Raw genomic sequence first — 15,432 nt, 5'->3', positions numbered from 1 at the left:
AAGTCTGAATATCATATGGTTAGATAAAAAAATAATATCCAACCATATGAAAAATTCTGTTTATTAACTTTTTGTCTATTTTTTTGGCAAGAAAACTTCTGCCATCATGCAACGTGCACTTCCACCTCCTAGAGTTTCTATCGTTTCGATGTTTACAGAAATTATTGGGTTGTATTTTTCGATAGTTTCTATCTGCTCATGTGTAAGTGAGTCAAAAGCTGATTGCGACATTACCAAATAAGCTTGTCCCAAACCACCAACCTGGAGCATGTTTCCAGCAAATCGATGCATTTGTTCTTCGGTAATAGAAATGATTTCTTTACCCGATTCTGTTAACATATCACATACATGTTTTTTCTCTTGTGAATCATCTAAACTGTCTAAACAAATAATTGCGTAACGATCTGCAACACACATCATTACATTTGTGTGATAGATAGGTAAACGCTCATTATCAACTGTCTGATATGCAGTGAAGTAAACCGGTGTATATTCTAGGTCTTCACAAAATTCTATAAACAAATCTTCGTCTGTTCTTGGTGAAATCGCTGCATAGGCTAATTTATTTTCGCGATCGAGAATGATACTTCCAGTTCCTTCTAAAAATATATTATCCTCAGCGGCTTCGGTATAGTCTATAATATCATTAACTAGAAAACCTTTGCTTTCTAACAACTCGAAAATATCTTCTTCTCGTACTTCTTGTCGTCTATTTTCGGCAAACATTGGATATAGCACACAATCTCCATTCTCATGAAAACTGATCCAATTGTTCGGGAAAATCGAATCGGGAGTGTGTGGTACGGGTGTGTCTTTTATCGTAATAACATTTACACCTTTTTCGCGTAAAGTGCTCACCATTTGTCGAAATTCTTGAAGTGCTAGAGCCTGAATTTCATCAGCAGAATTTTCTGGTTTTTGCTGAAAATAATTATTTACAGCCGTTTGCGCATTGTAATGAAACGCAACTGGCTCAACCATTAAAATGGTTTGGGTATATTGTTTATTTTTCATCTATACGGTATAATGGTAATGTTGAACAACGGAGTAATCCTCCCATTTTAGATACCTCTCGGTAATTAATTTCTTCTACTTCTATTCCCCATTTTTCTTGTAAATGTGTATTGAGTCTTGTGAAATTCTTTTCAGAAACTACTACAGTTGGTGAAATAGAAAATACATTGGGTGTCATCCAGTACATTTCTTCTTCGGTTACGTGGAATAGATTTTCTTCACCAAATAGTTCTACAAGATATTGATACTCATCTTCTTTCCTAAAACCGTCTTTGTATATTATTGCTTTGTCTTTCCCTACTGGCTGAAAGGTACAATCCAAATGTAATATTCCTTTGTAAGGATCTTCATCACTTTTGTGCAAATCAAAAGCAACTACTTTTTTGTTAGGAAAATGATTTCTAAGAAACTCTACTGCTTGCATGTTTGTGCGGGCAGTTTTATATTGTTTAAAATCATCACCTAAATAGGTGCCAACAAAGATATAATCGTTCCAAAGTAAAACATCGCCTCCTTCTACATATACATCTTCTGGTATTTTGATGTATTGATCGGCTGAAATATTTTTTTCGATAAAGTCAATTGCTTCTAATTCGGGTAAACGATCAGGAATAATATTGGATACAAAAAATTTATTTTCTATTACAAAAGCAATATCTCTAGCAAATACTTGATTAACTCCTACTAAATCCTTCGGACGAAGAACTTCTACATCATGCTTTTTTAATACAGCTTCGAATTCGGCTATTTCATTTACCAAATTTTTTTCTTTTGGATAGGTTTTTTCCAAAACACTTTCATACGATTTTGCATCAAAAACTTCTTGTAAAGTAGGTTCTTTTCCCATATCATTGGCAATACCTAATACAACTGTTTTCAAGCGATCACTCTCGTTATTTACGTGTAGTTGCATAGTTTATTTCATTTTTTTTGTGGCAATTTTTGTTATAAGTTTTAGTTTACTTGGATAACCCTAAAACCTTAAGTCCGTTTACTGTAGCAATATCAGAAAGGCTCTCCACATCATAATAGTGGCAAGCTTCTAACATCACTCTCAATTCGGTAAGTAAATGACCATCTGAAAAAGGTTTGTATATATCATTTATATTGTCCGTACCAAAGGCTACATTTATCCCTCTTGGCACCATTTCATCAACCGGAGTTACCGAATTATGTGAAGGTGCTAAACGTTCTGTACGGTTATGATCGATCCATGCAGTCGGACAAGAAATTACATGCAAATCTGCTTCTTTTATCAAATCATACAACTCGAAACGATATTTTTTCGGATGAGCGGCAACCGATATCGAATGTACCGCAGAAACTTTACCTTGCATTCCATGTTCGATAACTTTACGTGCCAATTGTTCGGTTTCTTTTTCTTCGTCGGTATTGAACTGATCGACATGTACATGTACCAATAGATTTTTTTCTTTGGCTGTAGAGAGTAGAATATCTAGGTGTTCGTCTTCTTTACCAAAATCTTTGGCTGGCAACCCCCCAATAATGTCTACAAACTGAGCAGAAAGATCAAACCATTCTCTTGCTTTTGGGTCAATAACACCTTTGAGAACTTGATTGGCAAAACGAATTTCTAAATCGTTCCCGTAATTTTCTCGTAAACGCTGTGCCGCTAAAATAGACCGATCTTCAATTACTTCATCACAATCTATAAAAGAGCCAATCGCTTGTACACCCTGCTCGAGCATATAAGTAATGGCTTTTTCCATTCGGAAATAAATATCATCAACAGAAGAATTTCTTTTCATGTCATCGACCAAATGCCATTTCTCTTTTAGATAAGAGTTCGATAATGCAAAAGTATCTCGAGTCAAAGAATACGCTCTATCCAAATGAGAATGTGCGTTCACCCAACCTCCTCTGGCTTGTACTTTTTCTAAAACTTCTTCGATTGGATTGTAATTATTAGCGTTCATTGTTGTTTTTGTTTGTTTTTGTTTGGATGCAAAAATACTACGCTTTTATGGCATTTCTTAACCGAAATGATACCAAATATCTAAAAAGATTTACGTAATTTTGTTTTTTGTTTCTAATTTTTTTCATCCTACTAGTTTGGGTTTTTCGACAAAATATTTTATCTTATCCATTTCCTGAAGAAAGTCTCTTCTATCCTACTAAACTTATAATTTTTTATGTATTTTATATAAAACCTCAGACTATAATATTTCGGATATTTGGACTAGATAAAAATTATTATAAAATGCCTACAACAAAACAATATACCGTTCATGGATTGCAAAACTATCAAAGTAAAAAAGAAGTAGAAGCAATACTCAATACAATACCTGGGGTAAAAGCTAAAGTGTTTTTACCTGATCAATTTTTCATCGAAAGCGAAAAAGAACTTTCGTCAGAAGAACTTCAGAAATACCTTACGCAAGCGGGTGATTATCATTTGGTCATTCCTGGCGATTCGTTGCCGGATCATATATTAGCTAACCAATCAGAAAGCGGAAAATATATTTGTCCGATGTTTTGCGAAGGCGACAAAGAATACGACGAACCAGGTCGATGCCCGGTTTGTAATATGTTTTTAATGCCGGTTGAGCAAGTTAACAAGAGTCTATTGCAGAACAAAACCGAACAAACAGCTGATGCAAGTTGTTGTACGGGTCATGCCGGCGTTTATCCACCACCAAGTTTTACCGAAGATCAAATAGGGAAATATTATTGCCCGATGATGTGCGAAGGCGATAAAGTGTATGATGAAATGGGAAGTTGTAGGGTGTGCGGAATGAATCTGGAAAAAATAACACCACTAAAACCAAAAACACAATTCACATGTCCGATCCATAATGAGATAACAACCGATGAACCAGGTAACTGTCCGATATGTGGAGCAGATTTAGTACCAATCGAACCCAAAGAAGAAGTAGATGAAGTTTATCTTGGTATCCGCAAAAAGTTCATAATATCGGTTGTTTTCACCATGCCTATATTTTTGTTAGCTATGGGAGAAATGATTCCGGGTAATCCTATCGGGAGAATTATCTCGTACAAAGCTTCTGCATATCTACAATTTTTCTTGTGTTTACCTGTTGTTTTTTATTGTGGTTGGACGTATTTTATTCGGGCTTACAACTCATTCAAGACATGGCATCTCAACATGTTTAGTTTGATTGGATTAGGTACCACAGCTGCATTTCTGTACAGTCTTGTTGCCTTGTTTTTTCCACAGATATTCCCCGTAGAATTCAGAACACATCACGGGCAAATCGGTTTATATTTCGAGTCTGTTGCTGTAATCATTACACTGGTTATTTTGGGTCAATTGATGGAAGCCAAAGCACATTCTAAAACCAATAAAGCTCTAAAAGAACTGATTAAACTTACCCCTAATGAAGCGATTTTAATCACCAAAAATGGAGATAAAAAAATATTGGTAGACAGCATAAAAATTGGCGATCAACTGCGTGTTCGTCCTGGCGATAAAATTCCAATAGACGGTAAAATCATCGAAGGGAATAGTGATATAGATGAATCTATGATTACCGGAGAAGCAATTCCGGTATCAAAAATCGTAAATGATAAAGTAATTGGTGGAAGTATAAATGGTTCGGGAAGTTTTATTATGACCGCTGAGAAAATTGGTCAAGACACCATGTTGTCGCACATCATTCAGATGGTGAATTCGGCAAGTAGAACGCAAGCGCCCATACAACGATCTGTAGATAAAATTTCTAAAATTTTTGTCCCAACTGTAATTGCAGTTTCCATTCTTACATTTTTTGCTTGGTGGATATTCGGTGGAGAAAATAGAGTAGCTTACGCCATTGCCAATGCTATTGCTGTATTGATCGTTGCCTGTCCTTGTGCACTTGGTTTGGCTACGCCAATGTCGGTAATGGTTGCGGTAGGAAAAGGTGCAAAAAACGGAATTTTAGTGAAAAATGCAGAAGCCTTAGAACGCCTCAATCAGATAGATACTTTGACCATAGACAAGACAGGAACCCTAACAGAAGGGCGACCAAGCATCGTGAAAGTTGATCTTTTGGATCAAACAAATCGAGAAAATGCGATTCAATTTGCGGCAAGTCTCAACCAAAATAGTACGCATCCGCTAGCTTTAGCATTTACCGAACTAGCCAATAAAGAAAATATTGAGAATCTTAAAGTAAATGATTTTTCGAATCTTTCTGGAAAAGGAGTTTCAGGTTCAATAGATAATCAAAAAGTTGCTTTAGGAAATCTACGTTTGGCCCAAGAATTATCGCCCGCTTTTCATCCTACCGAAATACCTTCTAACACGACTTCTTACCTTATTATAGAGGATAAAGTTGTTGCCGTTTTTGAGCTTTCTGATTCTCTGAAGCCTACGACCAAAGAAGCAATCAAACAATTGAAAGAAGAAAATATTGATTTGATTATGCTTACGGGTGACAATAAAAATACTGCAGCAAAAGTTGCAGAGGAAGTTGGGATTTCTCATTATCAAGCAGAGGTATTGCCAGCAGATAAATTATCGATTATAAAAGATTTGCAGCAAAAAGGTAAAATTGTAGGCATGGCAGGAGACGGGATTAATGATGCACCTGCTTTGGCACAGGCCAACGTGGCCATTGCAATGGATTCTGGAACCGAAGTGGCAATAGAAAGTGCCGATATTACTTTGCTAAAAGGAGATTTGCTAGGTGTAACGAAGAGTATCAACCTTAGTAGAGCAATGATGAAAAACATCAAAGAAAACTTAGCTTTTGCGTTTATTTATAATTTATTAGGAATTCCGATTGCGGCTGGCATCTTGTATCCTTTTTTAGGCATTCTGATGTCGCCAATGATTGCTGCAGCAGCAATGAGTCTAAGTTCTGTTTCGGTAATTCTTAACTCGACTCGCTTGAATAACGTAAAATTGACAAAGCGATAATCATTAAAAAAAAGCCTTTAAACTATAATAAAAAGGCTTTTTTTTGTTTTCTATACTTCTATTAAAAATTAATTAATTATTTTTTCTGGCAACATGGCGTGCGCAGAAACTTCATAAAACAGAATCGCCAAAAACTGTAAATATTCGGCATGATTGTATTCTTCATGTACCATGTCGTCGATATTGATTTCATAATAATTCTCGAATAAATTTTGCAAACGCAATATGAAATCTTCTTGAGAAATGGTTTGATTTTTCAGGTCTGAATATATAAAATCATTTGATCCTAAAAATTCATTTCGAAATTGAAATAAAGGTGAATTTCTAATCGACAACGTATTGAACATTAATTGAGAAATCATTTGTCCACGATTTTCGGTTTCGAAATTCCATTCTTTTCGCAAGCTCATAGAATTTGGTTTTAGGAACAAATAATTATGGAAAGCATGTATATGTTTGGCAATTGTACGATTGGTGTCTAAGTAGAAAAACTGTAAAATGGTTGAAAATAAATGATTTGCATTTAGCCTATTGGGGTCGTAAATAAAGAAAAGAGGAAACTTGTACAGGGCGCGATACATCGGCGGGGAAATCCGTAAAATTGTAGCTTGCAAAAAATTGAAACCTTCGAAATCTTTTTCCTGATAAACCTTATTGTATGCAATACCTGCTTTGTACGACATAGAATCATCGTATTGCAAAAGCGATAAATAAGCACCAATTTTCTCGAAAAAATCAGTTATCACACGATGATTCGTTGCAATCGTAAATTTCTTATCGATAAATATGTTCACAAAATCTTCTACAACCGAATAAGTTTGCAAAGCTTGTAGTTGTTCTTTCCAATCTTTGTTTTGCGGCTGAATATGATCCAGATACAATACATTTACAGAATATAAAAGGTTATTTATCGACTGATAATCCAACTCGAATAAGTGATTATCTGTCGAACTAGGTTGTTCGTATAAAAAAACTAATTGATTGAGTGCTTGCTGAATTTCGTTTTCGCTATTATGAAGACTCATTATCTCATTTGCATTGTTATTTACCATTGAGCAGCCCATAAAAAACAACAAACCTTTGCGTAAATCTTCATCAAATTCACAAAGAGAAAGCACTTGATCGAAATATGTTTTAAAAGGAGAGTTCATTTTATGATTTATAAATTTTGGTAAAAATACAATTTTATCCTACCAAAACGGGCAGGAAAAAAGAATCATTTTATACAAAAAACATATCTTCTCTCGAAGACATGTTTTCTATTACTATTTGTTTAAAAATTCTGCTATTTTAAGAGAAATTTTGTAAGATGTATTTTTCGGCATCCAAAGCAGCCATACACCCCGTTCCTGCAGCTGTAATCGCTTGCCTATAGACACTATCTTGTACATCTCCTGCAGCAAAAACTCCTGGCAAATTTGTTTTGGTCGATTTATCTTCTGTTACTAAATACCCCATCTCGTCCATGTTTAGTTGCGTTTTGAAGAGATCTGTATTTGGCGTGTGTCCTATCGCAATAAATACACCATCCAACTCTAAAGAAGATTTTTCATTGGTTTTGTTATTGATGATATTGGCTTTTTGCACTACCATATCACCTTCTAAACCAATCAACTCGTGGTTGAACATTACTTCTATATTTTGTGTTTTAAAAACTTTTTCTTGCATTGCTTTAGAGGCGCGCATTTCATCTCTTCTGATCAGTAAATAGACTTTTTTACATAGTTTTGATAAATACGTTGCCTCTTCTGCAGCTGTATCTCCCCCGCCAATTACTGCAACGTCTTTGCCTTTGTAGAAAAACCCATCACATGTGGCACATGCAGATACACCGCTTCCGGCATACTTCTTTTCATCATCTAAGCCTAAATATTTTGCAGTTGCACCGGTAGAAATTATGACTGTTTTGGCATGAATTTCTTTTCCACTACTTGTTTTTAGCTTATGTATTTGCCCAACCTCTGTTGCTAAGTTAGCTTCTGTAATGTATTCGTAAATAACTTTCGTACCGAAACGTTCTGCTTGTTTTTGCAAATCAGCCATCATATCTGGACCTGTAATTCCATCAGGATATCCAGGGAAATTATCAACATCTGTCGTTGTAGTTAATTGTCCTCCAGGCTCCATTCCCGTAAAAACAACAGGATTAAGATTTGCTCGTGCAGCATATATGGCTGCCGTATAACCTGCAGGCCCAGAACCAATAATTACGGTGTCGTATTGCATAATTTCTTCGATCATTTTTTTATTTTTTTTAATGTGGTAAAATTAATACTGTTTTTTGGTTATCGAAATTTTTATGAGTGTATTATTTTTATTGCCAATTCTTTTAGTAAATCGGCATGAGAAACATTTCCGGTAGCTCCTACTCCTTTGCTTTTCATATCATATTCACGTATTAAGGAAATAATTTGCATAGTAGATTTTAGTGGATAATTTTTTGCTCCCGTAAAATACTCATTCACAAAATACGGATGAACTCCTAAATTTTTAGCTGCATTGGAGGGTGATTTATCTTCTAATGTATGCAAAATTACTAGACTCTGAAACAAATTAAAAATAGCCGAAATAGTAACTATAATAGGATTTTCTTTTGGGTTTTTATCGAAATAATGAATAATAGAAGCAATCTTTGGCATGTCTTTGTTAATGATTGCCGTACGCAACTCAAAATTGTTATAATCTTTGCTTATGCCTATATTTCGCTCTATTTGGTCTGGTGTAATGGTGTTTCCTTTTCCGATAATCAATGCTAATTTCTCGATTTCATTATCTAATCTAGATAAATTTGCACCTACAAATTCTGCCAAAAGCATCTTGGCTTTCATGTCGATTTTCACTCCACTTTTCAAAACGCGTTGATCTATCCAATCTGGAATTTTCGATTCATAGATTTTTTTAAATTCATGATAAGCATTTAGTTTTTGGAGTGTTTTAGCAATCTTTAAACGTTTATCGATCGTTTTCCCTTTAAAATTAAACACCAATACTGTCGATGATTGTGGGTTTTCTGCGTATGGTAAAAGTTTATCTATTTCTCTTGCCAAATGTTGTGCTTCTTTTACAATTATCAATTGCTTTTCTGCACCCATTGGATACTGTTTTGCCAGACTTATCAATTGTTCCATATCCACATCTTGTCCATACACTATGGTCTGATTAAATGCTTTCTCATCTTCTGTTAGCACATTCTTCTCTAAAGCTTCGGTCAACTCATCGATATAATATGGTTCTTCGCCGGCTAAAAAATAGATCGGCAAGAAATTTTTGTTTTTAATATCTTTGAGCAATGAATCAGTCGCACTCATCGTTGGAACTTATACAATTAAATTTTCCCGAAAATTACCAAATTAGATTGAAACAAACCGAAGGAAAATGGTTTATCTTTTGTTTGATTCGAAAAAAATGGTTCGTATACACCCCAGAAGAATGGGTAAGACAGCATATTTTACATTTCTTGATCGAAGAAAAAAAATACTCCTCGTCTAATATTGCCTTGGAAAAGATAATCCCGATCACGGGTATGCAAAAACGATCAGATATTGTATGTTACCAGCAAGAAAATCCTTTTTTGATGGTCGAATGCAAAGCGCCTTCAATCAAAATTACCCAAGAAACTTTTGATCAAATTGCTCGATATAATCTTCTTACAAAAGCAAAATATTTGATGGTTTCGAATGGTTTACAGCATTATTATTGTCAGATCGATTATGAAAATCAACACTATTTTTTCTTGCCAGAATTGCCTATTTATCCGTGATGACCAATCATATTTACAGAAAAATAAGCCAATAGAAAGCCACCAACCATCATTATAAACTTCATGCCATTAAATTTATGTCCTGCATTGGCTTCGAAAAGTATAACGGTTGAAATATGTAAGAATATCCCGCAAACTATTGCACTTATACTGTTGGCATATTGGCTAATAACTGTATATTTCCCGAGAAAAAAACCTATTGGTGCGGCAAGAGCAAATAATATAATTAATAACCAAATATGACTTTTCTTTTCGATTTTAGTTTTTAGGGCTTGGTATAAAATAATAGAGACAGGAATGTTATGTGCAAAAATTGCCCACAAAAAATGCTGAGATTCTTCGTTGGCGACCGGAATTCCTTCTATTAAAGAATGCAAGAAGAGTCCTAAAAAAACTCCGGCCGGGAATCCACTTTCCTCCAAATGTATATGCCCATGTTCTACGCCCTTACTTACAGTTTCTAGAATATACTGTATCATTACACCAAACAAAATCCATAAACCAATTTGGTGCGTATGGTGCGTTTCGATAGAATGCACATAGACATGAGGCAATATCTCTAATAAAGTGATACCCAAAAAGAAAGCCCCACTAAACGCAAGTAAAAGTTTAATATTTTTGTTAGGGATAGAAAAGAAAGAAGAAATGCCAACACCAATTATGACACTTGCAACAAGGACAAGTATTTGCATTATTTTTCAAAAATTAAAATTAAGCGTGATGATGTTTTGGGTTCAAATGCATTTAGTTGATAATCACCAAAATATGCTTTAAGTTGAAAGCCAACTTTTTTGGCAATACTTACGAAATCTTCTAATCGGATTATTTTCACAAATTCTTGATAATGATAGGGTTCGTTATCTATTCTGAAGTTGATATCTTTCTGTATAAAGTTTTCTTTTATTTGTTTGTGAATATCAAACGAAATACCCTGGATCTCCTTTTTTTCATAGGGTATGAGTTCGTGAATTGCTTTTTCTACGTTGAGATAATCCAACACAAAAATACCGTTTTTTTCTAATTGATCATACACCGACTGAAAGACACGAAGATGGTCTTCATTATTCAAGAAATATCCAAAACTTGTAAACAGATTAACAATCAGACCAAAAGCATTCTTTTTATAAACCTCTCGCATATCGTGTACATCAAAATGTAAACGATTATTGCTAAATTGCTTGGCATATTCTATACTATTTTCTGATAAATCTAGACCAGTGACTTCATATCCCAATTTATTTAGAAAAACAGAATGACGACCTTTACCACACGCCAAATCCATTACTTTGGTCGATAGAGGTAATTGTAAATAGTTGGCGAGATGACGAATAAAATCTTCTGCTTCTTCGGTGTTTCTGTTGTTGTATAACAGGTGATAGTACGGTGTATTGAACCATGTGGCGAACCACTCTTTATCTACGTTTGGCATTTTGGACAAATTCCTATGATTACACAATTGGTTTTGGTTTGGATAAAATTTTGAGGCAAACAGGCCGGAATACTCTCTTCTAAACAAATCATTTTCTGACATTTATCACATTGAAAATGATAATGTTCTGTTTGATTTTTTTTGGATAAAGCAAAATGAGAGATTCCATTTTTACCCGAAATTTTATGCATTAATCCGTCTTCGCAAAATCGATTGACGATTCGGTAAATTGTAACACGATCTAGTTTAGAAACCAAACGCTGCTCAATTTCTTCTAAACACAAACAGTCTGTCTCTTGCCGAAACAGACTGAGGATTATTTTTTTTTGAGGCGTATTCCTTCTCTTGATCACTTATTGCAATTTGATTGCAATAATACGACGAATTGAAGAAAAAACAATCAAATTTATTTTTAAATTTCTTATTTTATATTCCGATTTCTATTTGCAAACGTGCATACCAATTGTCTTTGTTGCGATTATCGAAATATTTTTTGTTTTCATACGACACCTCTGCCTGAAGTTTAAATGCATGCTCCCATATATACTTTGTAAGCCCAAGAGTAAATTGATTTATTTTTGGCATGTATTGTTCGATTTCTTTATCCATTTTCAAGGTAGAAAAACGCCCAATCAACTCGTAATTATTCGGGAAGATATAACTACCCTGAAAATCTAAACCTTGCCCAGCACGAACATATTTCACCTCATTTTCATTCTCTGGATTCACCGTGATAAGATCTTTTGCAGAACGATTCATATAAGCAGACTGGAAAGCCCAGCCGTTGTATTTGAACATAAAGTCAAAGAAAAGTGACTGAATATCGCGTGAAGCAAACAATAAATCTCCACGTTGACCTTGAGTTCTTTTTGCATCTGCGTTGTAACTATAGGCTGCAGAAAGCATTACTTTTGGTTTGGATTCTCGTTTGATATCTCCCTCGAAATATGATCCATCATTTTTAAATGCCCCGAGCGGAAATATCTCTGCTTTACCTGTATAGGCCAAGCCGCTTCCTTCGAAATTGGTCCAATTCCTACCTTCCCCCGTAGAAACTGCTCCACGCAGTGTGTACGAAAACTCATCACCCGAACGTTTATTGTACTGTACTTGTGCGCCAAAATCACGATCGATATTAAACTCTGAGTTATTGATTGATCGGTCGGTTAACTGTAACGCGCCAGAAGAGTTAAACCGTTGACGATTACCGGGTAATTTCGTCTGACCGAAACCTATACTCCAATTAGAATTTGGCGTATAATTGATCATTGCATCGCGAATGATATTGATGTTTTTCCCATGTTGTACTTCTCCCACATCTTCAGGTGCAAAAGATAATTGTAAACTATATTGAAATTTTGGTGAGCCTACATAGCCGTCTAAACGCAATCGTAACCGTCGAATTTGTCCATCTAAGGTTTTCTTTTCTCCATCATTCGCATAGAAAGTTGCACGGTTTTGCATTCTGAAACGAATGTTAACTTGGTACAAACTATCAGGAGAAGTCATTCCCAAACCTTTACCGTAACTATAGAAAGGTAACATCGATGTATCGTAATTTTCATCCGATATGATTTTTTTTGTTTTTTTTATTGTATCCGATTCATGTTGAGCGACAACATTTTGGCTAAATAAGGATAGGAGTAATCCTAAATAGATAAAAATTTTGTTCATGAAATTAGAGTATTTTAGTTATTATTTTTTTAAATATTAAAAAAGCCTCAACAAGAGAGGCTTTTATATATTGAATAATTTATAGATTATAAATCTTCGATATCGATTTCGCTATCTATTTCTAGTTCATCATAATCTTCTTCGTCAGAGATTAGGTCTTCGTCATCATCCAAATCGATGATTTCCATATCTTTTTTCGGAGCTTTGAGCGGCATCGAACCAAAACGATAAACCGTTAGTGGGTAATTGAGTACCGCTGGTTTATCTTCTACCGAAATTAGTTCTACGAAGAAAGTCCATAAATCCAGATAGTCATATACGAAAATCATACGGTCACCTATTTTCTGGAAAACTTCTTTGATATAGAAATCTGCCATTGTTTCATCGGTCCCGTCATCTGACATGTCTTCTAAAGGAATTTCTTTTTTTTGTTCCCAATCTTCATTAGACTCGTAAAAGGAAGCCAATTCATCTCCTTGTAAACTAAATGCACTTATTATTCCTTTGTAGAGTGTGAATAATGTTTGTTTTTCTTTGATCTCAATATCCCTAAAAACATCCTCCTTTGTATCAAGGATAACACGAATTTTGTATATCACTTTTTATTGTTTTATCGGTTTCAAATTTAGCTTTTTTCCTAAATCTAGCATAAAGTTATAGGCAGAATTATAATTATTTTCAATTTCGCCTTCTAAAATTGCATCTTTGATAGCTGTTTTGATGACTCCTATTTCTTTACAAGGTTGCAAATCAAACACTTCCATAATTTCTTCGCCCGAAATTGGTGGTTGAAAATTTCTAATTCGATCACGCTCTTCGACATCTTTTATCTTTTGTTCTACCAATTCGAAATTACGAATGTATCTTTTTTGTTTTTTTTCGTTTTTTGTGGTGATATCCGCTTTGCACAAAACCATCAAATCATCTAAATCATCCGATGCGTCGAATAACAATCTTCGCAGTGCAGAATCGGTTGCTTCATCCGAAATTACAGCTATTGGACGTGAACTCATCATCACCAATTTTTGCACATATTTTAGGTCTTGTCCAAGAGGAAGTTTCAGACGTTTGAATAGTTTGTAGGTCATTTTTGCGCCTACATATTCATGCGAATGAAATGTCCATCCTACTTTCGGGTCAAACTTTTTCGTAACTGCTTTTCCTATATCGTGTAATAAAGCTGCCCAACGTAACCATAAATTTTCTGTGTTTTTGGCAATATTATCTACAACTTCTAGCGTATGATAGAAATTATCTTTGTGTTTTTTCCCGTCAATATCTTCCACTCCTTTTAATGCACAAAGTTCGGGTAAAATTAGGGGTAATAAATTGGCTTGGTCCAAAAGAAGTAGGCCTTTAGATGGTTTTTGTGTGAGCATTATTTTATTAAACTCATCCATTACGCGTTCCTTCGAGACAATCTCTAATCGGTGAGCATTTTCTTGGATTGCTCGAAAGGATTTTTCTTCGATAGAGAAATCCAATTGTGCAGCAAAACGAATTGCTCTCATCATACGCAAAGGGTCATCTGAATATGTAATAACCGGATCTAAGGGTGTCCGAATTATTTTGTCTTCGAGGTCTTGTATTCCATCAAAAGGGTCTATTAATTGACCAAAATCTTCATGATTTAATGAAATTGCTAAAGCATTAATTGTAAAATCTCGTCTTTTCTGATCATCTTCTAAAGTACCATTTTCTACAAAAGGCTTTCGACTATCTTCTGAATAACTTTCTTTACGAGCACCTACAAACTCCAACTCTTTGTTTTGATACTTGAACATCGCAGTGCCAAAACGTTTGAAAACAGAGACTTTAGAGGTGTTTCCTAATTTTTTTGCAACTTTTTCTGCCAAAATTATTCCATTACCTACTGTCACAAAATCGATATCCTGTTTTCCAGGGCGCTCTAATAAGAAATCTCGCACAAAGCCTCCGACTACGTAGGATTTTTGCTTCAATTCTTTAGCAGTTTCTCCTATCGTTATAAATATTGGGTCGTTGATTGCTTTTTTCAAATTCATACAGCAAAGGTAAAGGTTTTTAGAACTTTTGTCTTATTCTCGAATAACTTTTACTTGTAAATCTTTCGTGAGTTGTATGATGGTCGATGGTTCGCTTTTGGGCAGGAAAGTTTTAGCCTCGTCTACCACAAAGTCTACTTTTTCTAAAATCGCAGGAGAGATATCAGCATAACTTTGCGCAGCTTTTTGGCTAGAAATGTTTACCGAAGTAGAAACCAAGGGTGCTTTTATTCGTTGAATTATTTGGCAGCAAAAAGGGTCTTTTGTTAGACGAATCCCAATGGTATTGTCTTTAGAGACTAATGATTTTGGTAAACCACGTGGATCGTCATAGATAATGGTCAGCGGCTTTTCATTCAGATCTATTAGATCCCATGTTAATTCTGGCACATCGACAATAGATTGTAAGCGTGCCGGGGAATCTACCAAAAGAATGAGCGATTTAGATTCTGGACGGTTTTTTATCGAATATATTTTTGCGATGGCTTTATCATCCAAAGCATTGCATCCTAAACCCAGAATTGTATCGGTCGGATAAATCATTGTTTCTCCATTGAGTAAGCGTTCGGCAATTTCTTGTATCGTCATTTTCTTTTTATATTAACTGATAAATTTCTAAAATATAGTCAAAATTATAAGCTACAAA

At 34.9% G+C, this 15,432-nt stretch carries 15 protein-coding genes; 2 read left to right on the top strand and 13 right to left on the bottom strand.

Annotation, left to right across the window (positions count from 1 at the left end; genetic code table 11):
• Nucleotides 1-75: 75 nt before the first annotated feature.
• From ctlX to WEEVI_RS10245, 3 genes are read right to left on the bottom strand one after another with little or no spacing between them, the layout of a single operon-like run.
• The gene (gene ctlX / locus WEEVI_RS10255; protein ID WP_013599059.1) at nt 76-1,014 is read right to left on the bottom strand and encodes a citrulline utilization hydrolase CtlX; all 939 of its coding nucleotides are present in this window, start codon (nt 1,012-1,014) and stop codon (nt 76-78) included.
• The gene (locus tag WEEVI_RS10250; RefSeq protein ID WP_013599058.1) at nt 1,004-1,927 is read right to left on the bottom strand and encodes a dimethylarginine dimethylaminohydrolase family protein; all 924 of its coding nucleotides are present in this window, start codon (nt 1,925-1,927) and stop codon (nt 1,004-1,006) included. Before WEEVI_RS10250 ends, ctlX begins: the two co-directional genes overlap by 11 nt.
• 46 nt (nt 1,928-1,973) lie before the next feature.
• Nucleotides 1,974-2,951: an amidohydrolase family protein gene (locus WEEVI_RS10245; protein ID WP_013599057.1), complete on the bottom strand. Its 978-nt coding sequence runs from the start codon at nt 2,949-2,951 to the stop codon at nt 1,974-1,976.
• A gap of 284 nt (nt 2,952-3,235) precedes the next feature.
• On the opposite strand from WEEVI_RS10245, the gene WEEVI_RS10240 reads away from it, so the two are divergent.
• Entirely contained in the window at nt 3,236-5,899 is a 2,664-nt protein-coding gene (locus WEEVI_RS10240; RefSeq protein WP_013599056.1) for a copper-transporting P-type ATPase, read from the top strand.
• A 68-nt stretch (nt 5,900-5,967) separates the two neighbouring features.
• On the opposite strand, the gene WEEVI_RS10235 is transcribed toward WEEVI_RS10240, so the two are convergent.
• The 3 genes from WEEVI_RS10235 to holA form a co-directional block, all read right to left on the bottom strand.
• A complete protein-coding gene (locus tag WEEVI_RS10235) occupies nt 5,968-7,050 on the bottom strand; it encodes a hypothetical protein (RefSeq protein ID WP_013599055.1) in 1,083 nt (360 codons plus the stop codon).
• A gap of 139 nt (nt 7,051-7,189) precedes the next feature.
• Nucleotides 7,190-8,140 carry a thioredoxin-disulfide reductase gene (gene trxB / locus WEEVI_RS10230; RefSeq protein ID WP_013599054.1) on the bottom strand — a complete coding sequence of 317 codons (951 nt, stop codon included), beginning with the start codon at nt 8,138-8,140 and terminating at the stop codon, nt 7,190-7,192.
• 56 nt (nt 8,141-8,196) lie between these two features.
• Complete coding sequence (gene holA / locus WEEVI_RS10225; RefSeq protein ID WP_013599053.1) at nt 8,197-9,207, bottom strand: DNA polymerase III subunit delta; 1,011 nt, start codon at nt 9,205-9,207, stop codon at nt 8,197-8,199.
• Here holA and WEEVI_RS10220 point away from each other — a divergent pair.
• Nucleotides 9,189-9,659: a type I restriction enzyme HsdR N-terminal domain-containing protein gene (locus WEEVI_RS10220; RefSeq protein ID WP_052295779.1), complete on the top strand. Its 471-nt coding sequence runs from the start codon at nt 9,189-9,191 to the stop codon at nt 9,657-9,659. The genes holA and WEEVI_RS10220 overlap by 19 nt on opposite strands.
• Here WEEVI_RS10220 and WEEVI_RS10215 read toward each other — a convergent pair.
• The 7 genes from WEEVI_RS10215 to WEEVI_RS10185 all read right to left on the bottom strand — a co-directional run bounded on the left by WEEVI_RS10215 (nt 9,650) and on the right by WEEVI_RS10185 (nt 15,374).
• Complete coding sequence (locus WEEVI_RS10215; protein WP_013599051.1) at nt 9,650-10,351, bottom strand: ZIP family metal transporter; 702 nt, start codon at nt 10,349-10,351, stop codon at nt 9,650-9,652. The two genes, WEEVI_RS10220 and WEEVI_RS10215, sit on opposite strands and share 10 nt — an antisense overlap.
• On the bottom strand, nt 10,351-11,088 hold the full coding sequence (locus WEEVI_RS10210; protein WP_013599050.1) for an SAM-dependent methyltransferase: 738 nt from the start codon (nt 11,086-11,088) through the stop codon (nt 10,351-10,353). The genes WEEVI_RS10215 and WEEVI_RS10210 overlap by 1 nt, the downstream gene beginning before the upstream one ends.
• Nucleotides 11,076-11,441 carry a Fur family transcriptional regulator gene (locus WEEVI_RS10205; protein WP_013599049.1) on the bottom strand — a complete coding sequence of 122 codons (366 nt, stop codon included), beginning with the start codon at nt 11,439-11,441 and terminating at the stop codon, nt 11,076-11,078. The genes WEEVI_RS10210 and WEEVI_RS10205 overlap by 13 nt, the downstream gene beginning before the upstream one ends.
• A gap of 73 nt (nt 11,442-11,514) precedes the next feature.
• Nucleotides 11,515-12,762 (bottom strand): porin, encoded by a 1,248-nt coding sequence (locus tag WEEVI_RS10200; protein ID WP_013599048.1) that lies wholly within the window; start codon nt 12,760-12,762, stop codon nt 11,515-11,517.
• Nucleotides 12,763-12,848: 86 nt separating this feature from the next.
• Nucleotides 12,849-13,361 (bottom strand): IS1096 element passenger TnpR family protein, encoded by a 513-nt coding sequence (locus WEEVI_RS10195; protein WP_013599047.1) that lies wholly within the window; start codon nt 13,359-13,361, stop codon nt 12,849-12,851.
• Nucleotides 13,362-13,364: 3 nt separating this feature from the next.
• The gene (locus WEEVI_RS10190) at nt 13,365-14,786 is read right to left on the bottom strand and encodes a CCA tRNA nucleotidyltransferase (RefSeq protein ID WP_013599046.1); all 1,422 of its coding nucleotides are present in this window, start codon (nt 14,784-14,786) and stop codon (nt 13,365-13,367) included.
• A 33-nt stretch (nt 14,787-14,819) separates the two neighbouring features.
• A complete protein-coding gene (locus WEEVI_RS10185; protein WP_013599045.1) occupies nt 14,820-15,374 on the bottom strand; it encodes an L-threonylcarbamoyladenylate synthase in 555 nt (184 codons plus the stop codon).
• Between the last annotated feature and the right edge of the window lie 58 nt (nt 15,375-15,432).

The sequence above is a fragment of the Weeksella virosa DSM 16922 genome, assembly GCF_000189415.1.
Lineage (GTDB): Bacteria > Bacteroidota > Bacteroidia > Flavobacteriales > Weeksellaceae > Weeksella > Weeksella virosa.
The sequence above is the reverse complement of the archived record's forward strand: the minus strand, read 5'-3'. Positions and strand labels throughout refer to the sequence as shown.